Raw genomic sequence first — 25,829 nt, 5'->3', positions numbered from 1 at the left:
TAAAAAGCAACCTTTCGGCCGGCTCGTCTTGTGCTTGTCGGGGCTGAACAAGGCGCTTCCGCTTTCTTTTATAGAATACCATTTTTTTGATTAAATGGACTTGCTTTCTTCTAATTTCATTTCTTTTTCTATTTGGGCAATCCTCGTATCGATCGTATTGCGGTAATAAGAGCTGTTAACTTGATGTTCGAGTCGGTCGAGATAGTTTTCAATTTCCTTAAATTTTGAGTAAGATTGATCGGAATAAGTATGGGCATCAAGCACTTGGTTCATTCTTAGGTTTGCCCGGGTTACATTCTCACGGCCCATTAATTCCATCCGGCGCAAATGCATGTCTTTTAATTTATGCTTCATTTCTTCATATTTTCTTTCTAAATCCCCGAGCTGTCCAGTGACTTGGTCAAGTGATGCCTTAATGCGGTTTGACCTGTCTTGATATTGCTGATATTCTGACGAGGCAAAGTGGGCTAGTTCTGTTTCCCCCGCTTTTGAAGCAATGTCTGCTTGGTGCTTTCTTTTATTGGCTAACTCCTCCGCCTGATGGTATTCCCTCGTAAATTCATCCTTTAAAGTATATTGACGCTCTAACAGTTTTCTTACCTTTTCTGTTTCCTGCTCACATTCGCGAAGATATTGGTTCAGCATCGCAATTGGGTTTTTATTTTCCTTCTGGTCGAGCGCCTCATGTAGATCTGCAGTAATCGTATTTTTAATCCTTGTAAATAAGTTTGTCATTGTTCATTCTCTCCTTTTAATTTAGGCTGTGTTATCTTGAATGTTGATTTCCGCTCCAGGCGGCTTCGCTTAATTTAAAATTTTTAGTAATTCTTCAATTCGTTCCACTGTTTTTCAAAATTAATAAATGGATCATCAGCTGCGTGAATTTTGTTGACCTTCCCTTTATTCCACTTTTTATAAACAAGATATAAAACGTAAGCCGCTGCTACACCAATAATCGCTGGGGCGTTGTGAAGGGATGCCATCAGGACGATAAAGCCAATTATTCCAAGCCCGATTCGGCCCCCAATCGATTTTGTCTTTAAGAATTGCTTAAAGATAAAATACAGAAGAACCACACTTACAAGTAATCCTACCATTGGACCGATCGTTGACAAAAGGATGACTGCGGCAATCCCTCCGGCTAAAAGTAAACCAAATTTTTTCATCTTTGTTTCACTCCTTTCTTTTCTTACTTTCATCTTACCTATTTTTCACTGCTCCTAAAATTGCGCCTAAGCTTGATTTTTGTATCGGTCTTAAGACGTAGAAAAGGTCAGCCTCTTAAGCATAAGCTTTAAGAAACTGACCTTTTCTTTAGATTATTTGGATATAAACATCTGAACCCAGTAATAACCATAGGAACCGCCCTTAGCGTAACCAACCCCAATTCTAGTGTTGGAGCTAAGAATATTGGCACGGTGACCTGAGCTATTCATCCATGACTGTACGACCGATTGTGGTGTCGTTTGTCCGGCAGCAATATTTTCCGCTGCAGAGCGATATGTAATACCAAAATTCTTCATCATCGTAAAAGGACTTCCATACGTTGGGCTTGTATGACTAAAATAATTTTTGTCTCTCATGTCCATCGCTTTGTAGCGTGCAACCCGTGACAGTTCCCAATCGGCCGTCATGGCAGGTAACCCATTCTTTGCACGCTCCTGATTTGTAAGTTGAATCACTTGGTTTTCAATTGATTTTACTCCACCTAAATCAGGAATGTTTACCTTTTGACCAGGATAAATCAAGTTAGGATTCTTAAATTGCGGGTTTGCTGAAATAATCTCACTAATTCCAACTTGATACCTGACAGCAATCTTCCAAAGTGAGTCACCTGACTGAACCGTATAGATTTGTTGGGCAAACGAAACACTTGGAATGCAGAAAAGGGATAGTAAGAACAGAAAACTAAACCAAAAAGATTTTTTCATTTTATTCGCCTCCTCGATATATAATTTTGATTTCAGGCTCAAAATATACAGGCGGCGAAAAAATATTTCTGAAAGAATCACAATAACAAAACGTCTTTGGAGGACTAAAAAAGTGGCAGACATTTCTGGGATGACTTATATTATGCTAATTTTAGCAAGTTACCGATTAACCCATTTGATTGTTTTTGATAAAATCACCGAATTTATCCGCAGACCATTTGTAAAAAAGGTCAAGGTAGAAACGAGCGAGGGAACCACAACAAAGGAAGTTCCTACCTCACTGTTTGGTTACTTATTAAAATGTTATTGGTGTGCCGGCGTATGGAGCGCTTTTTTGTTAGGCGGCGCCTACTTGCTATTCCCTAAGGTCACCTATGTCATTATTTTAATTCTCTCCATAGCAGGCGGCCAATCGATTATCGAAACCTTTGTCGGAGTGAACATAAAAAAGGTCGATTACTACTCCGAGCTTCATAAAAAGGACAGAAACAAAACATAAGACAAGTGGAAAAATTACGAGCCCCTGCGCATATATTTAGATAAGCTTCTACGCTAGGCATATCTAAAGGGGGATTTCCAATGGCAATTTGGTGGATTACGACCATCGCTTTTGTCCTTTGTCTTGGCATTGCAGGTGGAATTTTTATTTATTTCTTACGGCAAGGGCTGGATACAGACGACCCCAACCGGATTGATAAAATTAATTCTGATCAAGAATCTATGTAGCTTCTCTCATTAAATTAACGAACTGTGGGCTCGCCTAATAGGCGAGTCTTCTTTTTTAGATATAAATAGGCTGTGTTAATCTTGAATGTTGATTTCCGCTCCAGGCGGCTTCGCTTTCCGCTCCAATCAACATGCTAAAAAATCAACAATAACCTTTATCACAGCCAATAAATAAAATAAAATCCTTTTTCACATGATTTTTTCTTTTTAGGAAAAATTAAACATGTGATTACTTTGAAGTGGAGGAATACATATGAGTTCATCTGAAAACACCCAAAAGTTTCCTCGGACATATTGGCGTGAAATTGAACTGCCTGCATTTAAGTCTTTAGATCAGGATATTAATGTGGATGTAGCCATTGTGGGTGCTGGGATTACAGGTATTACGGCGGCCTACCTGCTGACAAAGGAAGGAAAAAAGGTAGCCCTTCTTGAAGCAGGGGGCATTTTAAACGGAACGACTGGGCACACAACAGCCAAATTAACGGCTCAGCACGGCCTTATTTATGATGAGTTTATGAATCATTTTGGAAAAGAAAAGGCTAGATTATATTATGAATCAATGATGATGGCGGTTCAATTTGTGGATTATACCGTGAACGAGAAAGGCATTCAATGCGACTTTAGTAAGCAGGATGCTTATGTATATGCCACAACGGAGGAGTATGCGGACAAGCTTAAAACCGAATGGGAGGCTTACAAGGATCTTGATATTGCTGGAGCCTTAAAAGATTCAATTCCATTTAATATTCCTGTTAAAATGGCACTTATGATGAGTAATCAGGCTCAGTATCATCCCTTAAAATTTTTAAAGGCCCTTTTGGATGAAGCAGTGCAAGCAGGCTGTTCTGTTTATGAAAATACCGTTGCTGATAATATAGAGGACGATTTTACAGAGCCCAAGGTGATCACAAAGAATGGCCAAAAAGTGACAGCTAAACAGGTAATTATTGCTTCGCATTTTCCTTTTTATGATAAGCCAGGACTTTATTTTGCAAGGATGTATGCTGATCGTTCATACGCTATCGGGGTCAAAACGAAGCAAGAATACCCTGGCGGCATGTACATCAGCGCTGACAGCCCCACCCGTTCGATTCGGTATACCCCTCTGGATAATGGAGAGAATTTGTTAATTATTGGCGGTGAAAACCACAAAACGGGTCAGGGCGTTGATACGTTAAAGCACTTTGACGAGCTGCAGGCCTTTACCGAAGAAGTTTTTGGCATAAAGGAATACCAATACCGCTGGTCTGCTCAAGATAATGTGACCTTGGATAAAATGCCTTACATCGGCCCTTATACGGAGGACCGAAAAAATGTTTTAATAGCCACCGGTTATAAAAAATGGGGAATGACCACGGGGATTCTGGCTGGGCATATTTTAAAAGATTATATTATCAGCGGTACGAGTCGATATGCAGCGTTATATAGTCCATCACGCTTTCACGCCGATCCCGCTTTAAAGGAAGTAATTTCAACGAATGTTGATGTGGCCAAACACTTACTTAAGGGTAAGCTTGAAGTTGTTGAAAAGGTGCCGGAAGATTTACAGACAGGTGAAGGTTCGGTTGTTACGTACCGTGGAAAAAGAGCGGGTGCCTATAAGGATGACCAGGGAAAACTCTATATTGTTGACACCACTTGTACCCATCTTGGCTGTGAATGTGAATGGAATCGTGCCGAAAAGTCTTGGGACTGCCCATGTCACGGCTCCCGCTATTCGTACGCTGGCGATGTGATTGAGGGTCCAACTAAAAAGCCGTTAGAACTGCTTCAAGGAGAATAAATTCATTAGCGTCATCACTCAACATCCAAAAACGCCTCCTTCCGTCCGGAGGAGGCGTTTTTTCTTATTTATTTGCTATTCGGACGGTTCCGTTTTAATTCTTCTCCGGTTGTAAATTCCACTAACTCTGCACTATCCTTCATACCCTTTTTACGATTATTATTACGCTGGGCATTGGCGTTACCAAGTTTCTGTCTTCCCACACAACCATCTCCTTTGTAAGAAAATCATTTATAGTATGGTTGATTCAGATTGCCCCTATTCCTTACCTAAAACTGGTGGTTTTCGATGGCCGGTAATTTGTTCAAAAGCATAAGCAATTTCAATTAATACCGGTTCACTAAAAGCCGTTCCAGCAAACGAAATACCCACAGGTTCTCCTTCTTGAGTGTAACCAATTGGTACTGTTATGGTTGGATATCCCGCCTTCGCACTAATATGCGACCCTTCGTCACTTGGAATGATTAGCACATCTAAGTGATTATTTTTAAGGGCATAATCGATCCCTTGCTCGGTGGAATGATAAAGATCAAACTCTAATGCGTCAATGTAAGCTTGTTCGGTTAGTGACCCGCTTGTTGCTTCTGATTCAACGAGTACCTCTTGCCCATACTTAAGCGTTTGCTCGTCATTTTGATTATTAAAAGCAATTAAATCAGCAAGCGTTCTAATTGGAATCGACGGATGAAGCTTACTTAAATACGCATTTAGATCCGGCTTAAATTCATAGGTTAACACATCATACTTCCACTCGGCTTTGACTGAAGGAATGGAAATATTCTCAACTACCTCAGCCTCTGATTTTCTTAATACATCCAATGCTTTTCTAACGACGTCCGCCTTATTTTTATCTAGAAGCTCGATAAAACCTTCTGTTGCGATACCGACTCTTTTCCCTTTAAGACCATCCTTTCGCAAAAACTTCGTAAAGTCTGTCCCTATTAATGGGTTTGTTTTCGTGATGGGGTCGCAGTCATCCATTCCACATAAAGATGTCAATAAAATAGCAGCATCTTCAACCGTCCTCGCCATTGGTCCTGCCGTATCTTGAGTATGTGCTATTGGGATAATCCCTCTTCTGCTGATCAAACCAACCGTTGGTTTAATCCCCACTAAAGAATTCTGGCAGGCTGGGTTTAAAATCGAACCGGATGTTTCCGTCCCGACTGCCGCAGCAGCAAAATTAGCGGCGATGGCTGCTCCCGATCCGGAACTTGAACCACCAACGTCAAATTTTTCAGGTCCATACGGATTTAAGACCTGCCCGCCTCTTGAGCTATAACCGCTTTTCATACCGTAAGCCATAAAGTTAGCCCATTCTGTCATATTGGTTTTCCCTAAAATAACTGCCCCTGCCTGACGTAATTGTTCCGCTACGGCCGAATCCTCCAATGCAATCGAATCTTTTAAGGCTAATGAACCCGCACTTGTATGCATTTTGTCATGTGTATCGATATTATCCTTGATTAAAATCGGTATACCGTGCAGTTGGCTGCGTGGTCCAGACTTCTTCCGTTCCGCATCAAGAGCTTCAGCAATATGTAAAGCATCTGGATTTATTTCTAGGATAGAATGAATCGTTTTATCAAAAATAGAGATTCTCTTTAAATACAGCAAGACAAGCTCTTTAGAGGTAAGCTCACCAGCTGTTAATTTTTCTTGCATCGCACGGATTGAGGCCTCCTCAAGCCACTCATCAACTAGTTTTTTCAATTTTGGTTTTTGCATCGTTTCCCTCCTCATATCACATAAATAATTCAAGTGAACCCATAAAGAATCCTTTTTTCATAAAAATAAGCAGTGGAATACACCACTGCTTTTCTCTTACCGTTTAAGCTTTTGCTGTCTTTGTTCTTCCGCAACGATTTTCCCTTGATAAAAAACTCTTTTATGAAGCGGAATTTGTAATTCCCGGCAAAAACGTTTCAGCTCGCGTTCTTCACGCTCTGTTACAAGCGATATAACCGTACCGTTTGCCCCCATTCTTCCCGTTCTTCCAGCTCTGTGGACATACTGAGTAATATCCTTAGGAAAATCAATTTGTACGACATGGCTGACGCCTTGAATGTCCAGACCTCGTGCCGCAATATCGGTAGCAATCAGCATTTTCATTTTTCCATCACGGAAATCCTTTAATGCTGCCTGGCGCTCAAGCTTTTTCATGTCACTATGAAGGATACCAATTGATAACTCTTTAAATAACAATTTTTCTTTAACTACTTGAATCTCACCAATATCATTAATAAAGGCTAACGATTTACTTTTCTCTAGGCGGGCTATTTTTTCAAGGAGTTTAATTTTATCCCTTTGCTCACACAAAAGATAGATATGTTCTACTTCACCCGAAGAAGCCATTTCATCTTTTTCAATCCGCAATACTTCAGGTTCATTGGTCAATTCTTTAGCTAACTTTTCTGTCACTTGTTTCATTGTGGCCGAAAATAATACGACTTGCCGGTCACCCATAGTCGCTTTGACAATCTGCTGTACCGTCTGCAAATGCTCCGGAATGAGCAGCTGGTCACCCTCATCAAGGACCACCATCTTAACTTCGTGCATTTTTACCTTTTTTTGCTTGATTAACTCCAGTAACCTTCCTGGCGTAGCAAAAATAATCTGCGGGCGCTTCTTTAATTTTTCCAGCTGACGTTTTGGATTGGCACCGCCAATAATGGAAGTACCTCTTATCCCGCTTCCCTCTGACCACTTTTGAAATTCTTGATAAACCTGCATGACAAGCTCCTGAGAAGAGGCTAAAACTACTGCCTGTAAGGAAGAGGCCTTCATGTCGATTTTATGTAACAATGGAAGTAAATAAGCCAATGTCTTCCCCGTCCCTGTGGGTGACTCCGCAATTACATCTTTTCCTTCAAGGATGAGCGGAACCGCTGACTCCTGAATGGAGGTTGGTGCTTGAAATCCTGACTTTTGCCATGCTTCCTGTAAAAAGGGTTGTAAGGTGTTTAACATTTTGTACTCCTTCTATCTATATCATTTTACGTTTATTATTTGTTAATCGATATCGTATTGATACTATCTTATAATTCATGAGGTGTCTAGTTTGGATTAGGCCGGAGTATTGAGGTAGAGGATCACCCAGACCATATGGTAGGCCAAGACAGATAAATAAAGGACACAAGTTGAAATAAGCAGCGTCCGAATGATTCCTTGAAAGGGTTTGAGATAAAATAAAACAATCAGCACCAGCGGCAGTAATATTTTAATTAAGTAAAAATAGGACCAGCCCTCATCAATAATTTCTCTCATCATCGGGTTTCCCTCTTCAATAAACCCCAATGAGATTCCAACATTTGTCAAGATTGCATCTAATAAACCTGCAGCAAATAAAAAGATACAAGGTTTCATATTTCCTCCTTAAAATTCCCTGTTTCAACACCATTCTTTCTAAATATTGATCCAGCAATACATTCTTTATTAAGAACACAACAACCGAAATAAAAGGCTGCTGGTTAAAGCAACCCATGTAATCCCCTTAATTAACGTATTTCCCGCTTGCAGGTTTAGCCACTTCATTAAAATGTTCCACTAAATACTTGAGGTTCTTGGATAGCGCTTCCCCGTTCATCGGAATTCCATGCCCCGTTACAGCAACTTGTGGTTTCAAAGCCGCCAATTTCTGCACTGACTGATAGGCCGTATCCCAATCAGTCGTAAAATAACGCGGCGGACCGCTGATTTCCTGTGTTTGTGTAATCACTTTATAAAGAGATTCCTGTTTAACAGTCACAAAGGCATCTCCGGCAATTAGGGTTCTATCTTGTTCACGGAATAATGAGATATGGCCTGGTGTATGTCCAGGTGTATGAATCCATTTCCAACCCTCTTGCATACATGGAACCGTCCCATCACTTGGAAGCGGCTGAACCTGCGCACTAATATCAATCCCATGGTTGGGGAACATCGTTGACATCTTAGCAACAAGCCCGCTGTCCACATTTGGATCTCCAGGTGGATAATTCTCTTTTCCCGTTAAATAAGGAAGCTCTTTTTCATGTGCATATACAGGTATTTTCCAATCCTCTAAAAGATCGGCAATAGACCCAACATGATCAAAATGTCCATGTGTTAGGACGATTGCTTTCGGAGTGGCATTTTCGCCAAACCTCTCCTGAATCATATCCTTAATTTGCCCAGCCGACTTTGGCATCCCAGTGTCAATCAGAACAAATTCAGTTGTCTCTCCTGGGTTTCCTATCAAAACTAGATTAACAATTTGGTCCGTGTAGCAATATATATCCGGCAAAACAGCAACGCCAATCCCACTGCCAATCGAAGACATTGGAAGAAATGAATCCTCAAATTTACTATCCTGAGTCTGATCCAAGCAAACACCCCCTTTTTGAATATTATGTAACTCAGTAAGTAATTTTATGTTAGATTCTAAATGCAACCGGCATTTACATTATAACAAACATTTTTGTTTCTAATAAAGAATAATTATACCTTCATGCTTTTATTAAGAAATCTTACTTATCTTCAAAGATATGAAAATTGAAAGGTTTGTGAACATTGTCGCTAATTGGATTTAAACAGTGCAATTGATGATAAAATGAACATCAGGAAAACAATATATCGGAGTTGAATATGATGTTTAGCAGAATTGCACTTTGCGCATCGTTATTGTTCTTTTTATTTGGAACAACTAGTTTTGCCTATACACATTTAGAAAAATCTACTCCTCCATCTGATTCTATACCGGCAGATTCATTTCATAATAATTCAACATTAACTGTGGTGACCAGCTCAAATAAAAACCCAAATATACAGGCAACAGATACAAAAGGCACTAAAAATCAGACAGAAAATGCGGTTTTGCTTATGAAAAAAAACCAGAGTATTCAGCCTTCCTTTAAAGACTACGTTGTTCCTGCAGCTGTGTGTCTTTTCCTCATCATCGTCCTTGGCGGCTACTGGTTTGGTTTTAGGAGGAAGTATGTTTAGAAGATCTTCATGAAACAAAAAAGCGTTTAACCACAAGGTATACGCTTTTTTGTTTAGTTCTATTCTTAATGAAAGGCCAGCCAAAATTCACCATTATCATCAATCCATTCTTTCAGTTCATAAAACGGTATTGAAAAAGTTGGGAAGCCAGCCGCATAAGGAGCAATTTCATAAGGCAGAAAGTAGATATTTAATCCTGCTTCACTTATATAAAACGGCTGATCTTCTTGAATCCCATGGTATTGATCTGGAAAGAGGTATGAGTATTCGTCATTACTTTTGATTTGATCCTCAATTAAATCACTAATCACCTTTACATAAGGGCTTCCTGGTTTAAAAAGATCTGCTAAATGGTACAAACTACCCGTTTTAAGGTTTATATGGGCATATTTTTTTAGCGGCATTCCGTGAGCCGCACAAAATGGATAATCATAACCAGTTATCTCAATCACGAGTAAATTTTTCTTAAAAAAACTTATCGTAAAATCGCCTGTGTAATGGGAATCCAATGGTGTAACAGGAACTTGTTTTACCCCTGCCATTGCCTTTAAAGCATCGTTTACTTGGACTGCATTTTCCACTCCCTTTATCTCGGGATAATAAACGAGATAATCAAAATTAGGCTTATATTTATGCTCCACAACAGCGTATTGGTTAGTTAATGGGTAGATAGATGCTTGTTTCCAAACCAACTCATTTTTTTGATTAAAGTAAATGAGGCGCTGATCAATCTCACCTTTTATAAGGGTCTTTTCAATGCTAAGTCTCCCGTTTCCACTTACGTAGGGCAAGTGATCCATTCGATTTCCTTTCTTATCTATAAAATAAGTATGCTGATCATCCGAGACAGACGCTAGTCCGTCCTGATAGTTCCCCATTTCATGAAAAATAAATCCAGTCAAAACATGTCCTGCATGGTCAGCCAAGGCGAAAATAGATCGCCTACAAGCTTGTTTCGAATCGATCTCCTTCCCAATGGCAAAACGTTTCTCTCCAATAGATAAAATTTGATTGTAATGTGCTTTCATGACAAATTGTCCGTTTTGATCAATTAATCCATAGAGCTCCTTCCGATTACTTTCCAGACTGACAATGGCACGCCCGTCTATAAATCGTCCTGCAGTTGTATAGTTTGGCTCAATAACCATGTTACCCTCAACATCGATATAGCCATATAATCCATCGGTATTTTTCTTAAACGAAAGAAGGCCTTGACCATAATTACCCACCCATGCATAGGGATAGGTATGCAATACGTTTCCAGTAAGGTCAATTAATTGGTACTGTTCTCCCTTTGTTTTTACAACGGCTCTGCCCTCTGTAAATTCACTGGCCGATTCATAGGTTAGGGGAATTACCACTTTCCCCTGTTTATTTAAATATCCATATAGATCATTTCCGTCCTCATCTATTTCCACAGCTTCTACGCGGCCTTCCTTATATTCGGGATGGATAAAAGAGTATGCTTTTTCAGTAACCTCTTTACCACTTTCGTCAATAACCTTGAAACCTTGACGGTCATTAACTACCGAACGTCCTTCCGAAAACGGCTGAATCGTATCATATTCGGGCTTCACAATAAAATATCCTTTTTCGTCGATAATGCCTGATTTATCTATAAGTCCGACGACCGCTAAACCATTGTCTTGAAAATCTGCAGCATGGTCGTAGGTTGGAGGGAGAATAAATTTGCCTCTCGCATTGATATATCCCCACTTGTTTCCGCCTATTCCGCTTATCGATGCAGGATATAAATAAACGGCTCTTGTTTCAAAAAATTCATTAAGGATTCGGATCGCCCGTTCCTTGACCAATTTCGAAACCGGAAAATAGGATAGGGTTGTATACCGATTCTTTAAAACAAATAAATAGGACTGTTGATGATACCGATAAAATCCAAAGACTTCATTTATTCCATCCCCATCTAAATCTTCCCAACTAAGAATGGCCTGATTGTCTAGATATTCGATTTCTGCTCCTGTTGGGAGGTAAGGCATCACAAGACGTACTTCTCGATTAGATCCCACCATTGTTGCTCACCCATTTTTTACTATATATATGAATGAGTTAGGCGGTGTGTGTGATGATGTTTCTTTATAAAATAAATAGCACACTTTTGAAAGTGTACTATTTAAGGTTCTCTTATAAATGGTCCTTCACATTGTACTGTCAAAGAATGCTTTATAATACATGTATACATCCGTTTCATGTAATTACATTTTTTTCTTTTTTTCGCAAAAAAAAGAGACAAATTCGGCAAATGCCGATTTATCTCTTTCGATGATTAAAAAGGTTCTTTAAGATTATATCTTCGAAGAATCGTTTCTATTTTCATGCCCTTTGCTATATCACCCTTGGCTTTTACCTTTCCCGTTAATAGAGCAACGGCGCCACTTTGTTTACCTAATAAAAATTTCTTAAAATTATCATATGATAAGGCCATGGAGACATCCGGAGTGGTTTCAACCCCTTCTTTAATGATTAATGTCCCATCTTTAAAAAAATGCTGGTAAGTTCCTGTCTCTTCACCGTGAACATCATATTGAACTACTCCGTTAAAACCTTTAATTGGTTCAGGATTTGCATTAAAAATTTCTTCAATCCGCTCCATTAATTCAGGTAACGAATACTCTCTAATCGCTTTAGCCATCCAGATTCCCCCATAGTCTCAAAATCAGGCTTTTCTATAACTCCATGATACTAATACATATTGATATTTTACAGTGAAAGTTTTCTGAACTTTCCACCAAAAAATAAGGGCAATGCAAGGATAAAAAATAAACAGCCACTTCTGGCTGCCTATTTCTCTATGGCTGTTTACGAAAAGAATCTTTTTTAGTGACCAATATACCGGGCTTCCGGGATTAATTGCTTCCATTCACTGTAAGTAATAATGGTATTCCAGTGGCCGGTCATTTTCGCTGCACCGATTACGATGAAGAATAAAACAAAGAAAGTAACCGGAACAAACCATTTATTTACCTTTTTATTTGCAACTGTCATGTTTAACGTATCTTTAATCGGACATGCCTCCACACATGACATGCAGGCAGAGCAATTAAGAGAGGTAACCTTTTCCACCTCATGAACCTTTAATCGCTGCGGGCATACCTTTGTACACATCTCACAGTTGGTACAGGTATCAATATTCCGTTCAATTTTTGTCAATCTTAAAATGGAACCTAGGCCAATGAATGCACCATATGGGCATAAAAAACGGCACCAAAAGTTCCGAAAGAATAAAGATAAAATAAAAAGAACAATAATGAATTTCAAGGTAAATCCACTAATGTTTAAGAATAAGAGCAGCATTTTCACATCTGAAACTTTATTATAGTTATCAACAAGAAAACTTTTGGCATTAAAAATATCCATTTGAAGGACCATACCGATAAAAAGTAACAACAGCACATACTTAATTGGGGTTAACAGCCAGACAAGCCATTTTGGCATATCAAAGTTTCGTTTAAATATCTTTCTGCCGAACCAGGCAATCAGTTCATTGGCTGTACCCACTGGACAAATCCAGCTGCAAAAGGATTTACGAAGAAGAATTCCTGCTCCGACAAAAAATGAAAGCAAAACTAGACCAGCCGGATGAATCACATCAAAATCCCCGCTTGTCAGCCAAACCTTTAGGGCAACAAGGGCACTTATTGGCAAAAATCCCTCGACAGCAGCTGGACGCTCCACGAAAGGTGTTTTCCCATTTGTTACAAAATGATCATAAAATTGATAAAATTGCAGTCCTATATAGAGTGAAAACAACAAGAACACAGCCTGAATGGCATATCTGGTGATTTGCACGGGCTTACGTTTCAATTGCTTCCTATACCAAGCTTTTGACTTCATAAAGGTTCCTCCATTCATTATTAACCTAACTATAATGAACGCTTTTTTGGAGGTAAGTGATATAAATCATCTGATTCCTTTATGTCGAAAAAATGTCACATTGCCATTCTTAAATTTGTCAAAAAATAAATTAGTCTGCCTTAAACACAATATGATTCTGCTTTCTTGCCTCATCGGTAATCCGCAGGACGATTTTACTCCATTCCCTTAATTGCTCATATTCTTCATGATTATTTGTTTCTATTATATTGGCGATATTCATACATTCATAAACCATGTTTTGTTCTTCCTGGTCCACACTCAGGATTTCGCTTTCCTTTGTACGTGTATCATGGAACTTCATTTCTGAAATCGGGGCGGCATCTTCAAGCACAAACGTTCCCTTCTCACCATGGATTTCACATGGAATAATGGAATCGACAATTTTAGAACAAAGAATGGTACAAACGAATCCCTCATAATCCAATATTAATGTTCCACTGCCGTCGACACCGCTTCGCAATACAACAGGATGATACGAAACCTTTTTAGGTTCGCCGAACAGGCAGACTGCTAAATACAAAGGATACACCCCTAAATCAACCAATGCCCCGCCGGAGTAGACGCTTGAGAAAATATTAGGTTCCTGCCCCTCAAGAAATTGATCATAGCGGGAGGAGTATTTCATATATGGAAGAATCGCACTTCTTAGTTCGCCCGCCATATGCAGTTTCTCCTTGAGGATTTTAAAATTTGGAGTATGTATATTTCGGATTGCCTCAAATAAATAGACACCATGCTCGTCCGCTGTTTGGTAGGCTTTTTCTAATTCAGCCGTATTAGAGAAGATTGGTTTTTCACAGATCACATGCTTTTTATTTTTCAAAAAAATAAGTGCCTGCTCGAAATGAAGTGAATTTGGCGATGCAATATACACGGCCTCGATATCTTCATTTTTTGCCATTTCTTCTAAATCAGTAAAATAGTGAGAAGCGTTATATTGATTTGCAAACTGTTTCGCTTTTTCCTCGTTTCGTGAATACACTCCAGTTAATTCATATTGTTCACTAAGTCTTGCTGCTTCAATAAAAGCTTCCGTAATCCATCCAGTCCCTACTGTTGCAAACTTAATCATTTTATTACCTCTTCCTATCGATTACTTTTAGCTTCCATTTTATCCTTTTTAAGCCCTGCTTACCAATATAAACAAGTATTTTTCCATATTCTATCTGTTTCGAACATCAATTGTTGGGAACAATGGAAAAATATCAGATTTTATGTTATATGTAATAGATATGAAGAAAAGTGCAGGGCCAAGACTCGAGGGCCATAGCAGACACTGATGAAAAGAGGTTGAAAAGGTGGAAAATCAAACATCCAATTTCATAAAAGATACGATGATAAAAGATTTGGAATCAGGTAAACACCAAAAAATCGTGACACGTTTCCCACCAGAGCCAAACGGCTATTTACATATCGGACACGCTAAATCAATCATTATAAACTTCGGTTTAGCTGATGAATTTAATGGACTAACCAACTTACGTTTTGATGATACCAATCCGTTAAAGGAAGATATCGAGTTTGTAAACTCCATTAAAGAAGATGTGAAATGGCTTGGATTTGAATGGGATAACTTATTCTTTGCTTCCGATTATTTCGAGGAAATGTACAACCGGGCGGTATTATTAATTGAAAAAGGCCTTGCGTATGTGGATGACTTGTCAGCAGAAGAAATCCGTGAATACCGTGGTACCTTAACAGAGCCAGGAAAGAATAGTCCTTATCGTGACCGATCCATTGAAGAAAACCTAGAGCTATTTAAAAAAATGCGTGCTGGTGAGTTCGATAATGGTCAAAAGGTACTCCGGGCAAAAATCGATATGAGTTCACCGAATATCAATTTACGTGACCCTGTTATTTACCGGATTTCTCATGTGACACACCATAATACTGGCGATAAATGGTGCATTTACCCTATGTATGCTTTTGCTCATCCGCTTGAGGATGCGATTGAAGGGGTAACCCACTCAATTTGTACGATTGAATTTGAAGATCAACGCCCTTTATACAATTGGGTAGTTGAACAATGTGAAATGGAAAGCACACCGCAGCAAATTGAATTTGGCCGTTTGAATGTGACCAATACCGTGATGAGTAAGCGGAAGCTTAAACAATTAGTAGAAGAAGGCTTTGTCGATGGCTGGGATGACCCGCGTATGCCAACTATTTCCGGAATGAGAAGAAAAGGCTTTACGCCAGAGTCCATTCGTGCCTTCGTAAAGGAAACTGGTGTTCACAAAGGTTCTGGAGCGGTAGATTCACAAATGCTTGAACACTATGTCCGGGAAGATCTAAAATTAAAGGTTCCAAGGACAATGGGGATTATTAACCCATTAAAAGTGGTGATTACTAATTACCCAGAAGGGCAAATAGAATTACTTGATGCGGAGATCAATCCAGAAAATCCGGACATGGGGATGCGGAAAATCCCATTTTCTCGCGAAATTTATATTGAAAAAGATGATTTCATGGAGAATCCGCCAAAGAAATATTTCCGCCTCTTCCCTGGTAATGAAGTTCGTTTAAAACATGCCTATTTCATTAAATGCGAAGAAGTTATTAAGGATGCAAATGGTGAGGTTGTCGAACTTCGCTGTACCTATGACCCGGAGACTAAAAGTGGAACCGGCTTTACCGGCAGAAAGGTGAAAGGAACGATCCACTGGGTAGAAGCTACGCATGCTGTTCCAGCTGAATTCCGTCTATATGAGCCGCTTATTTTGGAAACTAAAGAGGAAAAGGAAGAGGAAGTAAAAACGTCGTTCCTTGATCATGTAAATCCAAATTCATTAGAGGTATTGCAAGGCTTTGTCGAGCCAAACATGCGAGAAAGCAGACCGCAGGATAAATTCCAATTCTTCCGCCACGGCTATTTCAACGTCGACCCTAAGGATACGACCGTTGATAAGCTTGTTTTTAACAGAATCGTCTCTCTTAAGAGTTCATTTAAGCTATAACAGCAGCGGAAAGGCCCGTTTAGCGAATGTTATAAGTTGGACTTAAGCTGGATCATGCCAAAGTCCAACTTATAAACTCCTTATTATACGACAAAGAACCAGGCTTATTGAAAGCCTGGTTCTTTGTCGTTTGCTATTGGTATATCTAAAATCACTTTCGTGCCTTTCCCTAGTGAAGCGACAATCGATAACTCACCACCAACAGAGCGTGCCCGTTCATCCATACTGAACAAACCGACTCCAAGGGTCTGTTTATCTACATCAAACCCTTTCCCCTTATCCTCAACCATAACCCGGACCATATCATCCATTTCCCTTATCGTAACTGCTGCTTCTGTAACTTCCGCATATTTCCGGATATTGGTTAAGGCCTCTTGAATAATCCTGTAAATGGTCAGTTCAATACTAATCGAAAGACGTTGGATTAACACACAATCAAAGTAGACATCGATATTATAATGGTCAGAATAACGAGATAAAAAAGACCGGATCGCTGGGACTAACCCAAGGTCATCTAAAACGGAAGGACGCAGTTCCCACGAGATTTCCCGAATCTCTTCAATTAATTGTGCTGCTTCTTCCTGCATTTGCTGCAACAGTGGATGATCGACTTCTGACATTAAGCGATTAATGGTAATTAAATGACTATAGAGATTTTGTCCAATTCCATCATGTAAATTACGTGACAGACGCTTTCGTTCTTCTTCCTGAACATCAATAATGGAGCTCATCATTTTTTGAAGCTCTTGTTCCACACGCTTTCTTTCGGTAATCTCATACCGAATGGCAACGTATTGATAGGGCCTTCCTTGTTGGTTTAAAAACGGAACAATTGTAGTATCTACCCAATAATGAGTCCCATCTTTAGCTTTGTTTAGTATTTCACCCTTCCAAACCTTGCCCGCTCCGATTGTTCTCCACATCTCTTTAAAAAATTCTTTGGAATGATAGCCTGAATTGACAATCCGATGATCATATCCGATGAGCTCATCCCGAGTGTATTTGGAGATATGACAAAACTGATCATTCACATATGTAATCGTCCCTCGCGAATCGGTAATGGCAACTATTGAAGATTCATCAAGGGCAAATTTATAATCCATCAGTTCGTTTCTCGTCTTCTGCATATCCATCTCTAGCTATCCCCCTGATTAAATCCAATATAATCCCTTAAAATCGCTTCTAAAGCCTGACCTGAATCATTTACCCATTCTTGGTCCGGATCGCTAAACGAACGAGATTCGCGATTACCAACCAGCAGGACCCCTTTTGGTATACCATTAAAAAATAACGGAACGGCATAGCATGTGCTCAGCTTTTCAGCAAGAGCAATTGGATAGTCCGTGACCTTCCCTGTTACTTGATGGGGAAAATTCTCCATCATCATCGGGGTCCCTGTGGATATGATTTTTCCAGCTATGCCTTTCCCAAAACGTACGGTAATCCGTTTATATTTATCATTTAAATTGCCAACAGCATAATGCCACTTTACGTCCGGACCGACTCTATTTTGGATGGCAAGGCCGACAAAATCACTGCCAACCTGTTTCTTTAATTGGTCGCATACGTCAATAACCGCTTGTATTTCTTGTATCTCAGTCATCCCGCGCTCCCCTTATATCCCATAACCTAAGAGCCCTTTTTTCACGGCATACTCTACCAGCTCTGGCCGGGTTTTCATTTGCAGCTTCTCCATCACTTTTCCTTTATGGGTTTCAACCGTTTTAACACTAATGACGAGCTGCTCTGCAATTTCCTTGTTTGAATACCCTTTGGCGATAAGGGTGAGCACTTCTTGTTCACGATCAGACAAAAGATGGTACAAATCATTACTATCTTGTTTTGCCCCCGCTAAGTATTCTTCCATTAATCGTTTCTGTGCGGCAGGATGGAGATAGGCATCCCCTCTGGCTACTGATTCTATCGCAGACATTAACTCAGCATGAGGCGCACTTTTTAAAATACAGCCAGATGCCCCGCCTTCGATGGCACGGAAGAGGTACTCCTCGTCGTCATGCATCGTTAAGATTAGAATATTTATCTCAGGCATGAGCTTTTTTAGTTCTGTTGTGGCTGATAAGCCGTCTTTTCCATGCGGCATACTTAAATCCATAACAACCACATCAGGTTTTAATTTTAAGGCCTTTTTAATTCCTTCGTTTCCTTCTGAGGCTTCTCCAATTACTTCCATTTCAGGATTGGTATTCAACAACATCTTTAAACCGCTTCTGACTACTGCATGATCATCTACTAACAGAATTTTTATCAATGATAAATTCTCCTTTGCAACTATAAGGGTAATGACAATTTAATTGATGTCCCTTCCCCTATTTTAGAAGATATCTCACACTTGCCGCCAGTGAGATGCATTCTTTCTTTCATCATGGCAATTCCTAATGAATGTGAGGCATGCGTACCGTCATGATCTTCAAGTTGAAATCCTTTACCAAAATCGTCAATGGTAATCTTTAATTCTGCTCCTGACCAATGGAAGGTCATTTTCACTTTCGATGTATCGGCATATTTGGCAATATTGGTTAGCGCTTCTTGGCATACACGAAAAACCGCAATTTTGGAGCGTTCTGGCAGAATCGCTTCTTCACCAGCTGTTGTTAGGTCCACCAAAATACCAAACGTAGAGGTATATAATTTTAGATAGCTTTTCATTGCCGGAAGTAATCCAAAGGTGGTCAAGGTTGGAGGATGCAATTCTACAGATAACAATCTGATCTCCTGGATTGTTTTCTCAATGAGCTCCGACATTTCATGCACATAGCTTTTCATATTCTGTTCAGATAATCCTGATTCCACAAACTGCAATCCTGTTAAAATACTATATAAATTTTGGCCAACACCTTCATGCAGCTCTAAAGCAATCCGTTTTATTTCCGCTTCCTGTGAATCAATTATATAAGAATTAATTTTTTGATTTATCTGTAGTCCATCCATTCATGTCCCCCCTTTTACCATTGTTTGATAGTATTAAAAAAGGCAGGCTCTTATTATAAGACCTAAACCTTTTTCATTGTATAGGTTAACCCACTTTCCGCGTCATACGCAGACCATACTCCTTCTGACTTTTTGACATGGCTGGTGAGCGGAACCGCAAGAAAATAAAAATGATCAAAATAAAGACGAATATGGGTTTGATCAGGGCAATACTGAACTTTTTTTATGATTTTCCTTACTGTAGATGCTTGTTCGCTGTTTTGTTCATCCCCAATGATGATGTCGACCTCAGCTCCAGTAAATTGTTCAACATCTGCCAATTTAATGTGTTCCACAGCTATTACATCCTCTCAAAACTGGATAGATGAACATTTTGTACCCCTGCAAATACTCCCAAAACTCCTCGTCAGCATGCTCTTCGATAAATTGAATCGTCTCTTCTTCAGACTGCCAATTGCTCATACCCTTAATTTCTGCCACTACCATTTCAATACCTTCACTTGTTTTTTCTTCTAAAAACCAATTTAATCGTTTTTTCGCAAAGGTCTTTTTCAATAACTCTTCAATCACCAAGGCAAATCCACCTGTTTCTGGTCTAACGAAACAAAAATCAATATACGTCTCACTAGTCATGGACATTCACACCTTTTTTATAAATAAGCAAGGCAATCGGAAATAAAATGACGTTGATAACAGCTGCAATGATGGTGTTCGTATAATTTTGATAGAAATATTGATGGACCATATATTGTGTAAAAATTATGTTTAACATAAGTACAGCTAAAAGGAGGCCAACGGGTACGTAACTACGCTTCATAACGCTTCACCCCCACGGCATAAACAGAGCCGTTTTCTACCTTTACATAAACTTCAGGAAGCGGACGTCTCGGCGGCCCGGCAATCGGTTCTCCCGTTTTCACATCAAATTTCCCGTGGTGGCATGGACATAACATCTCACCTTCGTCCTTTTTCCAAAACACGGGACAGCGGAGGTGTGTACAGGCATTTTGATAGGCTACATATTTATTTTCAGATAGTCTGATTAAAATGGCACTGTCGTGTTCACCAGGGAAGGCAAAATCAACGGCATCTCCCACTGGGATTGCACTAACATCTGTAATTTTGTGCTTCGGGTATTTTTTATCACTAAGACCCGATAGCTCTTTCGCTGCTAACGCCCCCCAAGGAAGAGAGGAAACCGCGAATACACCTGCTGCTCCGACCAATGTTTTCATGAAACCGCGGCGGTCCAGCTTTCGTTCATTATTTCGATTGATATTGTGTGTATAGTTATCTTCATTGAACGGGATTTTATTATTTTTCTCTGTCATATCGAATCCCTCCTAAAACAATTTAGTGACGCCCTGAAGGATTCCAGGAAGGTTCACTTTCACATTTGTTTCGCCTTCTAAGTAAGGCATGCTTGTTACCCATTTGCCATTATCAAGGTTAAATTGCTTTTGCTTAGCTTCAATTTCTTCGTCCGTCAACCATTGTAATGTATTGGATGGACAAACACTTGCACACATCGGTGGAATTCCATCCTTTGAACGGTCGATACATAAATCACATTTATACATTAAATTCTGCTCTGTATCAAACTTTGGTATTCCATACGGGCATGCGATCGTACAGTTTTGGCAGCCAATACATTTTTCAACTAGCGCGGATAAAACGGCTCCAGTCTCATGAATTTGAATCGCTTGAGCTGGACAGCTTCTCGCACACGCTGGATTGACACAGTGAAGGCACATCAGCGGCATGGTTTGACGGTTAACAAGCGGATTAACGTCGTAAACATAGTTACGGTTACGCTCTTCATGTCCGCCGCATTGCGTACAGGCAGCTAAACAAGAACGGCATCCTATACAGTTTTCAAGTTCTAAATATAATCGCTTTTTCATTACAGAACCGCCTTTCTTGTAAGTTTTTCTATCTGCGCTGCACATGCTTTGAATTCTGGCATCCTTGACATCGGATCTAACGCTGCAATCGTTAGTAGATTAATAGATTGATCGTGGCCAAAATGGTAAGGAACAAACACAGTATCTTTACGAATGGCCTCTGTGATTTTCACTTTATATTCTGCTTCACCTCTGCGAGTAAACAGGTGGACATATTCTTCATGTTCAATCTTGTATTTTGCTGCTGTTTCTGGGTGCACCTCTACGTATGGCTCTGGGCACATATCTCGTAAAAATTGAATACGGCGAGTTTGATTTCCAGATAAATAATGGAACACAACGCGTCCTGTCGTTAAGCGCAATGGATATTCTGCATCTGGCTCTTCAGCAGGCGGACGATATGGAAGGGCACAAATTTTTGCTTTCCCATCTGGATGATAGAATTTTTTATCTAGGAACATATGTGGTGTACCAGGATCTTTTTCATCTCGGCAAGGCCAGAATACTCCGTCTTGCTTGTCAATTTTATCCCATGTTGCACCGTAATAATCAGCATAACCACCTTTGGAAGCTAAACGGAATTCATCAGCAACATCTCTAGCTGTTTTTAAATGGGAGAAATACTTTCCTCTGCCAATGTATTCGGCCAGCTCGGCTTGAATCTGCCAATCAGGCTTTGATTCACCTAGCGGCTCCTGCGCTTTATTGATTTTAATAATACGTCCTTCAAGATTCGTAACTGTTCCTTCATCCTCAGACCAAGTAACTGTTGGAAGAATCACATCAGCAAATTCTGCTGATTCAGACAGATAAAAGTCAGCACAAACCATAAAATCCAGGTCTTTTAGCGCTTTGCGTACAAAGTTTAAATTTGGAGCAGATACTGCTGGGTTAGAACAAAGTAAGTACAACCCTCGTATTGTCTTTTGCTCCATTAATTCAAACATTTCATAGGCAGAAACCCCTGGCTGTGGCATTTCTTCAGGGGTAATCCCCCATACCTTGCAGACTTCTTCTACATGCTTTGGATTGGTTAATTTACGGTATCCGGGTAGTAAATCTGATTTCTGACCATGTTCACGGCCGCCTTGACCATTCCCTTGACCAGTGAATGTAGCAACACCTGATTTTGGACGGCCAATTTTCCCTGTTACTAGTGCCATATTTGTGTAGGCAGACACGTTATCTACCCCTTTGTGCTGCTGTTCAATTCCACGTGCAAACATAACAATGGCATTAGGCGCCTTTCCGTATAGTTCTGCTGCACGAATAATTTTTTCAGGTGCAACACCAGTAATTTCGCTAGTATATTCGGGGGTAAATTCTTTTACTAATTCCTTTGTTTCTTCAAAACCATTTGTATGATTATTGACAAATTCTTCATCAGCATATCCGTTTTGGATTAAAAGGTTAAGGATTCCGTTCGCAAGTGCAAGGTCCGTTCCTGGTCTTAAGTCTAAATGAACATCTGCTCGTCTAGCGATTGGCGTTTCACGTGGGTCAGCTACAATCAAGTAACCGCCTCGTTCCTGTACGTTCCAAACACGGAACATAGACGTTGGATGACATTCAGCTGTATTACTTCCTGCAATAAACATGCAATCAGTTTCATGGATATCTGTCCAAGGTAATGTTGAACCACGATCAACACCAAAAGAACGAAGGAAACCGCCGGCAGCACTTGACATACAGAAACGTCCATTATAGTCGATATAGCGTGTTTGCAGTGCCACACGTGCAAATTTTCCTGTTAGATAGCATTTTTCATTTGTCATGGAAACTCCACTGAAGACGGATAATGTATCTTTGCCATATTTCGCTTGAAGTTCCGTGAATTTCTTTGCGATTAGTTGATACGCTTCCTCCCATGTCGCTTCTCGGAATCCCTCTTTCGTTCCTTTTAAGGAAGCATCGTCACGAATTAACGGTTTTAAAATACGATCGGGGTGGTTTGTTTGCTGATAAGCCGTAACCCCTTTTGGACACATTTTTCCAACCGTTACCGGCCAGTCATAGCGAGGTTCAACCCCAATAATTTTGTTTGATCTTGTATCTACTCGCAAGTTCATCCCGCATTGCATACCACAGTAACTGCAATGTGTTTTAACAAGCGTTTCATTTGGGTGGCGTACATTTTCAATTTCTTTAAAAAACTTATCCCTTTGCATTCTGGTTTGCCTCCTTAACCTTTACTTGATGTGTTGGGAATCCTGAAAATCTAGCTATACGATATTTTCTTCGGCATGGCAGGCATAACTCAGCAAGATTAAAGCCGTCTTCCATGTTAAATTCCATCTCATTTACGCCTAATACATTTATGACATCCTTTGATTGTTCAACGGATACGAAATGATCTCCGCACACTTTACATTTTTTCATTTCTTGTTCAGCGTAATGTTCACGGTAGTTTCTTGCGAATACACTCATTGGCCGGAATGGGATATGTGCAAGCTTTCCAAATGGTAAATAAATTAATGTTACTATTACTGAAAATTGATGGATTAGTGACATTTGCGGCTGCATCCAGCCGTGCAGTACTACGTTTTGAAAGGTTAGCAGTAAGCCCGTAACTGAAATAAATAATAATAAGTAAAGCGGTAAAAAATCATACATAAATTTTTGTTCTGCTCGGGCTTGCATGTTTTTTAAACGGCGATATAAAGCCATACATACACCAGCTGTTACCATGATTGCGGCAATATTAAGGGCATTATAGGACATCCAGGCAATGAATCCATCTGCTTTAACATTCATAAGGTTCATCCCAAAAAGCACGATCGTATAGTATCCATTGTCTTCCATTGTAAAATACATCCAGCTGAACACGAGCGGGAACGTAACCATACAGGCAAGGACACAACCCCAGCCGATTAGGATATGCTGCACCCAGCGGTACACACCACGGTTCCGGATGAAGTCAAAAATGGCGAGATGACTAACTGCTGTTTTTGGAGTACTTTTTCTGAATAAAAGCTTTAAACCTTTTTTGATAATAATTTTAGTTGGCGGTCTTTCACCCCATGCAATGAAGCGATAGAAGAAACCGCCGATGAAGACAAGTGTTCCGACCATATATCCGTATAAGTTTAAGTCAATATGTGTAAACATTCTCGTTCCGATAAAGGTTAAAATGATAAGTCCGACGATGGTTAAAAACATGGATTTAGCAAAGTGTGATGCAAAGGCATCATTAACAGTGCGTCCCGCTTTTTTGGTCGTTGCAACAGTGGTTGATTGCATTTTCTTGATCCTCCTCAAAAAAAATAACACTTCCGTTTTTTCTTACCCTTATTGTAAGAAAAATAGAAGTGTTATCTATATCAGGGAAATCCCCTATTATGCGGGTGAAAAACCCCTAAAAAAGTTATTTTAGACAAATTCCTGTCACAAACGAGTGGTGGAGTTTTAAAGAAGGAGAGATTCTTGCCGTTGTCCGAATACAGGTTTACCTTTGAATGTACTTTTTCCGCCATGAGTATAGGAGAAGGACTATACCAATTATTATTTGTAAAGAGAAAGCAGTCGCATCCCAAAATGATGTCGAGCCAGGTCCATGTGAGAAACCTGGAAAAACCTTTTTCAAAGCAAACAACACTTGTGGAATATAAAAGAAGATATAGAGAGAAACGGTCAATAAAACCCCAATACAATAAAAAATGGAATAAATAAGGACTGTTTTCCTTTCCCCGGCAAACACATCATCTTTTATTTCATTAGACTTAAATATGGGAAGTCTCTTGCTTATCATTTGCTGTGCATTTTCCATTAAATTATAGCAGCCAGATATATTCTCTAAAACATAATAAAAATCAGTTTTCATGTAAACACATAGTTGATAGACCATTCGGATGAAAGTGTCTAATATTATAATATTCAATATACCTTGGAGAATATCTGTACTAGTTGGAGCGATGAGCTTACTAATTAATGCAATTGATAATATCACAATGTCAAAAGAGACACCGGCTAAATATAGAACATTTCTTTTTTTTGAGGGTAATTTCCAAACAGATGACATATCGGTTTCTAAAACAACAAGGAATAAACGGTGGCCAACTTCCAATCTAGTTGGCAGATTATAGGCCCTCATTGCTAATACATGACCGAATTCATGGATTAAGACTAAAAAGAAGGTTAATAAAAGCCATACAGGGATATTTAACGCCATATATTTGAAAATAAACAGGTCTTTATAGTGTGGAAATAATACAGGTTCTTTGATAAAAAGGATAAGGTTTAAAACAAATAAAGCGGCATAAACACAATATGATGTTTTATTAAAAAAGAAACGGCCCATTGTGGGTGAAATCCATAAAAAGCCTAATCTATCCACGGGCTTCTCTATCCGTTCAAGTCTTACACCGTCAAATTCCGCAATAAGTTGCATATCCATTAGCTGTTCAGCAAAACCAATAAGGTCAACCACTTCATCAGGATATTTTAAAATTAGTGCCTTCTGAATATCCCCTAAACGCAACCCCTCATAAATCAGATTGATTGCATCAATACAGATTTCAGGCATTTCATAGAACTCACCTGAAATTATATCTTCTACAATGTAATTGTACTTATCCTTCCTAATCTCGACTGGAACCAACAATAAAGAAGAATTTAGTGTTAGGCACATGGAAACACCCTTTTCACTTTTTTTGTCAAAGATTAAAAGAAGGATGCCAAATTATAATTAGCATCCTTCTTTTAATCTGCTTATAATCCTACA

Annotated in this window: 29 protein-coding genes; 5 read left to right on the top strand and 24 right to left on the bottom strand. The window is 39.5% G+C overall.

Annotated features, from left to right (window positions below; translation table 11 throughout):
* Window positions 1–90: 90 nt before the first annotated feature.
* From L1999_RS04575 to safA, 3 genes are all read right to left on the bottom strand, one after another.
* A complete protein-coding gene (locus L1999_RS04575; protein WP_235742494.1) occupies window positions 91–735 on the bottom strand; it encodes a PspA/IM30 family protein in 645 nt (214 codons plus the stop codon).
* Window positions 736–818: 83 nt separating this feature from the next.
* Window positions 819–1,166: a lmo0954 family membrane protein gene (locus tag L1999_RS04570; protein WP_235742493.1), complete on the bottom strand. Its 348-nt coding sequence runs from the start codon at window positions 1,164–1,166 to the stop codon at window positions 819–821.
* Between the two features lie 153 nt (window positions 1,167–1,319).
* Window positions 1,320–1,931: a SafA/ExsA family spore coat assembly protein gene (safA, locus tag L1999_RS04565; RefSeq protein WP_215041248.1), complete on the bottom strand. Its 612-nt coding sequence runs from the start codon at window positions 1,929–1,931 to the stop codon at window positions 1,320–1,322.
* Window positions 1,932–2,043: 112 nt separating this feature from the next.
* Here safA and L1999_RS04560 point away from each other — a divergent pair, with 112 nt between their 5' ends.
* The 3 genes from L1999_RS04560 to L1999_RS04550 all read left to right on the top strand — a co-directional run bounded on the left by L1999_RS04560 (window position 2,044) and on the right by L1999_RS04550 (window position 4,443).
* Complete coding sequence (locus L1999_RS04560) at window positions 2,044–2,430, top strand: DUF1360 domain-containing protein (RefSeq protein ID WP_235742492.1); 387 nt, start codon at window positions 2,044–2,046, stop codon at window positions 2,428–2,430.
* 80 nt (window positions 2,431–2,510) lie between these two features.
* On the top strand, window positions 2,511–2,657 hold the full coding sequence (locus tag L1999_RS04555; RefSeq protein ID WP_235742491.1) for a hypothetical protein: 147 nt from the start codon (window positions 2,511–2,513) through the stop codon (window positions 2,655–2,657).
* A 253-nt stretch (window positions 2,658–2,910) separates the two neighbouring features.
* Window positions 2,911–4,443 (top strand): FAD-dependent oxidoreductase, encoded by a 1,533-nt coding sequence (locus L1999_RS04550; RefSeq protein WP_235742490.1) that lies wholly within the window; start codon window positions 2,911–2,913, stop codon window positions 4,441–4,443.
* Window positions 4,444–4,511: 68 nt separating this feature from the next.
* Here L1999_RS04550 and L1999_RS29530 read toward each other — a convergent pair whose 3' ends face one another.
* The 5 genes from L1999_RS29530 to L1999_RS04530 form a co-directional block, all read right to left on the bottom strand.
* Entirely contained in the window at window positions 4,512–4,646 is a 135-nt protein-coding gene (locus L1999_RS29530; protein WP_275677366.1) for a hypothetical protein, read from the bottom strand.
* Between the two features lie 55 nt (window positions 4,647–4,701).
* Complete coding sequence (locus tag L1999_RS04545; RefSeq protein ID WP_235742489.1) at window positions 4,702–6,171, bottom strand: amidase family protein; 1,470 nt, start codon at window positions 6,169–6,171, stop codon at window positions 4,702–4,704.
* 96 nt (window positions 6,172–6,267) lie between these two features.
* Window positions 6,268–7,413 carry a DEAD/DEAH box helicase gene (locus tag L1999_RS04540; protein WP_235742488.1) on the bottom strand — a complete coding sequence of 382 codons (1,146 nt, stop codon included), beginning with the start codon at window positions 7,411–7,413 and terminating at the stop codon, window positions 6,268–6,270.
* 96 nt (window positions 7,414–7,509) lie between these two features.
* On the bottom strand, window positions 7,510–7,809 hold the full coding sequence (locus L1999_RS04535; RefSeq protein WP_235742487.1) for a DUF5658 family protein: 300 nt from the start codon (window positions 7,807–7,809) through the stop codon (window positions 7,510–7,512).
* Between the two features lie 127 nt (window positions 7,810–7,936).
* The gene (locus L1999_RS04530) at window positions 7,937–8,743 is read right to left on the bottom strand and encodes an MBL fold metallo-hydrolase (protein ID WP_235744248.1); all 807 of its coding nucleotides are present in this window, start codon (window positions 8,741–8,743) and stop codon (window positions 7,937–7,939) included.
* A 305-nt stretch (window positions 8,744–9,048) separates the two neighbouring features.
* Here L1999_RS04530 and L1999_RS04525 point away from each other — a divergent pair, with 305 nt between their 5' ends.
* Complete coding sequence (locus L1999_RS04525; RefSeq protein WP_235742486.1) at window positions 9,049–9,405, top strand: hypothetical protein; 357 nt, start codon at window positions 9,049–9,051, stop codon at window positions 9,403–9,405.
* Window positions 9,406–9,470: 65 nt separating this feature from the next.
* Here L1999_RS04525 and L1999_RS04520 read toward each other — a convergent pair whose 3' ends face one another.
* The 4 genes from L1999_RS04520 to L1999_RS04505 all read right to left on the bottom strand — a co-directional run bounded on the left by L1999_RS04520 (window position 9,471) and on the right by L1999_RS04505 (window position 14,368).
* Window positions 9,471–11,435 carry a WG repeat-containing protein gene (locus tag L1999_RS04520; RefSeq protein ID WP_235742485.1) on the bottom strand — a complete coding sequence of 655 codons (1,965 nt, stop codon included), beginning with the start codon at window positions 11,433–11,435 and terminating at the stop codon, window positions 9,471–9,473.
* Window positions 11,436–11,689: 254 nt separating this feature from the next.
* Window positions 11,690–12,055: an SCP2 sterol-binding domain-containing protein gene (locus tag L1999_RS04515; RefSeq protein ID WP_235742484.1), complete on the bottom strand. Its 366-nt coding sequence runs from the start codon at window positions 12,053–12,055 to the stop codon at window positions 11,690–11,692.
* A 185-nt stretch (window positions 12,056–12,240) separates the two neighbouring features.
* The gene (locus L1999_RS04510) at window positions 12,241–13,257 is read right to left on the bottom strand and encodes a 4Fe-4S binding protein (protein WP_235742483.1); all 1,017 of its coding nucleotides are present in this window, start codon (window positions 13,255–13,257) and stop codon (window positions 12,241–12,243) included.
* 130 nt (window positions 13,258–13,387) lie between these two features.
* Entirely contained in the window at window positions 13,388–14,368 is a 981-nt protein-coding gene (locus L1999_RS04505; RefSeq protein ID WP_235744247.1) for a Gfo/Idh/MocA family protein, read from the bottom strand.
* Between the two features lie 229 nt (window positions 14,369–14,597).
* Between L1999_RS04505 and L1999_RS04500 the strand changes: the two genes are divergently transcribed.
* Complete coding sequence (locus L1999_RS04500) at window positions 14,598–16,256, top strand: glutamine--tRNA ligase/YqeY domain fusion protein (protein WP_235742482.1); 1,659 nt, start codon at window positions 14,598–14,600, stop codon at window positions 16,254–16,256.
* 104 nt (window positions 16,257–16,360) lie between these two features.
* On the opposite strand, the gene L1999_RS04495 is transcribed toward L1999_RS04500, so the two are convergent.
* From L1999_RS04495 to L1999_RS04440, 12 genes are all read right to left on the bottom strand, one after another.
* Window positions 16,361–17,389: a PAS domain-containing sensor histidine kinase gene (locus tag L1999_RS04495; protein WP_235742481.1), complete on the bottom strand. Its 1,029-nt coding sequence runs from the start codon at window positions 17,387–17,389 to the stop codon at window positions 16,361–16,363.
* A gap of 2 nt (window positions 17,390–17,391) precedes the next feature.
* The gene (locus tag L1999_RS04490; protein ID WP_235742480.1) at window positions 17,392–17,859 is read right to left on the bottom strand and encodes a GAF domain-containing protein; all 468 of its coding nucleotides are present in this window, start codon (window positions 17,857–17,859) and stop codon (window positions 17,392–17,394) included.
* Between the two features lie 12 nt (window positions 17,860–17,871).
* A complete protein-coding gene (locus tag L1999_RS04485; protein ID WP_275677365.1) occupies window positions 17,872–18,525 on the bottom strand; it encodes a response regulator in 654 nt (217 codons plus the stop codon).
* Between the two features lie 20 nt (window positions 18,526–18,545).
* Window positions 18,546–19,205, bottom strand: coding sequence for a sensor histidine kinase (locus L1999_RS04480; RefSeq protein ID WP_235742479.1), 660 nt, complete (start codon window positions 19,203–19,205; stop codon window positions 18,546–18,548).
* 62 nt (window positions 19,206–19,267) lie between these two features.
* A complete protein-coding gene (locus tag L1999_RS04475) occupies window positions 19,268–19,540 on the bottom strand; it encodes a hypothetical protein (protein WP_235742478.1) in 273 nt (90 codons plus the stop codon).
* Window positions 19,527–19,838, bottom strand: a complete 312-nt coding sequence (locus tag L1999_RS04470) for a hypothetical protein (RefSeq protein ID WP_235742477.1) — start codon at window positions 19,836–19,838, stop codon at window positions 19,527–19,529. Before L1999_RS04470 ends, L1999_RS04475 begins: the two co-directional genes overlap by 14 nt.
* Window positions 19,831–20,022: a hypothetical protein gene (locus L1999_RS04465; RefSeq protein WP_235742476.1), complete on the bottom strand. Its 192-nt coding sequence runs from the start codon at window positions 20,020–20,022 to the stop codon at window positions 19,831–19,833. Before L1999_RS04465 ends, L1999_RS04470 begins: the two co-directional genes overlap by 8 nt.
* Complete coding sequence (locus L1999_RS04460; protein ID WP_235742475.1) at window positions 20,012–20,536, bottom strand: Rieske (2Fe-2S) protein; 525 nt, start codon at window positions 20,534–20,536, stop codon at window positions 20,012–20,014. The genes L1999_RS04465 and L1999_RS04460 overlap by 11 nt, the downstream gene beginning before the upstream one ends.
* Before the next feature lie 12 nt (window positions 20,537–20,548).
* A complete protein-coding gene (locus tag L1999_RS04455; protein ID WP_098527312.1) occupies window positions 20,549–21,109 on the bottom strand; it encodes a 4Fe-4S dicluster domain-containing protein in 561 nt (186 codons plus the stop codon).
* Entirely contained in the window at window positions 21,109–23,277 is a 2,169-nt protein-coding gene (locus tag L1999_RS04450; RefSeq protein ID WP_235742474.1) for a molybdopterin oxidoreductase family protein, read from the bottom strand. Before L1999_RS04450 ends, L1999_RS04455 begins: the two co-directional genes overlap by 1 nt.
* The gene (locus L1999_RS04445) at window positions 23,264–24,349 is read right to left on the bottom strand and encodes a hypothetical protein (protein ID WP_235742473.1); all 1,086 of its coding nucleotides are present in this window, start codon (window positions 24,347–24,349) and stop codon (window positions 23,264–23,266) included. The genes L1999_RS04450 and L1999_RS04445 overlap by 14 nt, the downstream gene beginning before the upstream one ends.
* 205 nt (window positions 24,350–24,554) lie before the next feature.
* On the bottom strand, window positions 24,555–25,736 hold the full coding sequence (locus tag L1999_RS04440) for a hypothetical protein (RefSeq protein ID WP_235742472.1): 1,182 nt from the start codon (window positions 25,734–25,736) through the stop codon (window positions 24,555–24,557).
* Window positions 25,737–25,829 lie beyond the last annotated feature (93 nt).

The organism is Neobacillus drentensis (assembly GCF_021560175.1).
Lineage (GTDB): Bacteria > Bacillota > Bacilli > Bacillales > Cytobacillaceae > Neobacillus > Neobacillus drentensis_A.
Note: the sequence above shows the minus strand (reverse complement) of the source record. Positions and strands in the feature narration are given on the sequence as shown.

Bases quoted from the DNA above. Each gene is read 5' to 3' on its own strand.
- L1999_RS04465 (WP_235742476.1), bottom strand. From the start codon at position 20,022: ATGAAGCGTAGTTACGTACCCGTTGGCCTCCTTTTAGCTGTACTTATG.
- L1999_RS04455 (WP_098527312.1), bottom strand. From the start codon at position 21,109: ATGAAAAAGCGATTATATTTAGAACTTGAAAACTGTATAGGATGCCGT.
- L1999_RS04540 (WP_235742488.1), bottom strand. From the start codon at position 7,413: ATGTTAAACACCTTACAACCCTTTTTACAGGAAGCATGGCAAAAGTCA.
- L1999_RS04460 (WP_235742475.1), bottom strand. From the start codon at position 20,536: ATGACAGAGAAAAATAATAAAATCCCGTTCAATGAAGATAACTATACA.
- L1999_RS04445 (WP_235742473.1), bottom strand. From the start codon at position 24,349: ATGCAATCAACCACTGTTGCAACGACCAAAAAAGCGGGACGCACTGTT.
- L1999_RS04530 (WP_235744248.1), bottom strand. From the start codon at position 8,743: ATGTCTTCGATTGGCAGTGGGATTGGCGTTGCTGTTTTGCCGGATATA.
- L1999_RS04440 (WP_235742472.1), bottom strand. From the start codon at position 25,736: ATGTGCCTAACACTAAATTCTTCTTTATTGTTGGTTCCAGTCGAGATT.
- L1999_RS04480 (WP_235742479.1), bottom strand. From the start codon at position 19,205: ATGGATGGACTACAGATAAATCAAAAAATTAATTCTTATATAATTGAT.
- L1999_RS04545 (WP_235742489.1), bottom strand. From the start codon at position 6,171: ATGCAAAAACCAAAATTGAAAAAACTAGTTGATGAGTGGCTTGAGGAG.
- L1999_RS04510 (WP_235742483.1), bottom strand. From the start codon at position 13,257: ATGAAGTCAAAAGCTTGGTATAGGAAGCAATTGAAACGTAAGCCCGTG.
- L1999_RS04490 (WP_235742480.1), bottom strand. From the start codon at position 17,859: ATGACTGAGATACAAGAAATACAAGCGGTTATTGACGTATGCGACCAA.
- L1999_RS04575 (WP_235742494.1), bottom strand. From the start codon at position 735: ATGACAAACTTATTTACAAGGATTAAAAATACGATTACTGCAGATCTA.
- L1999_RS04495 (WP_235742481.1), bottom strand. From the start codon at position 17,389: ATGGATATGCAGAAGACGAGAAACGAACTGATGGATTATAAATTTGCC.
- L1999_RS04570 (WP_235742493.1), bottom strand. From the start codon at position 1,166: ATGAAAAAATTTGGTTTACTTTTAGCCGGAGGGATTGCCGCAGTCATC.
- L1999_RS04515 (WP_235742484.1), bottom strand. From the start codon at position 12,055: ATGGCTAAAGCGATTAGAGAGTATTCGTTACCTGAATTAATGGAGCGG.
- L1999_RS04550 (WP_235742490.1), top strand. From the start codon at position 2,911: ATGAGTTCATCTGAAAACACCCAAAAGTTTCCTCGGACATATTGGCGT.
- L1999_RS04535 (WP_235742487.1), bottom strand. From the start codon at position 7,809: ATGAAACCTTGTATCTTTTTATTTGCTGCAGGTTTATTAGATGCAATC.
- L1999_RS04450 (WP_235742474.1), bottom strand. From the start codon at position 23,277: ATGCAAAGGGATAAGTTTTTTAAAGAAATTGAAAATGTACGCCACCCA.
- L1999_RS04520 (WP_235742485.1), bottom strand. From the start codon at position 11,435: ATGGTGGGATCTAATCGAGAAGTACGTCTTGTGATGCCTTACCTCCCA.
- L1999_RS04525 (WP_235742486.1), top strand. From the start codon at position 9,049: ATGATGTTTAGCAGAATTGCACTTTGCGCATCGTTATTGTTCTTTTTA.
- L1999_RS04555 (WP_235742491.1), top strand. From the start codon at position 2,511: ATGGCAATTTGGTGGATTACGACCATCGCTTTTGTCCTTTGTCTTGGC.
- L1999_RS04470 (WP_235742477.1), bottom strand. From the start codon at position 19,838: ATGACTAGTGAGACGTATATTGATTTTTGTTTCGTTAGACCAGAAACA.
- safA (WP_215041248.1), bottom strand. From the start codon at position 1,931: ATGAAAAAATCTTTTTGGTTTAGTTTTCTGTTCTTACTATCCCTTTTC.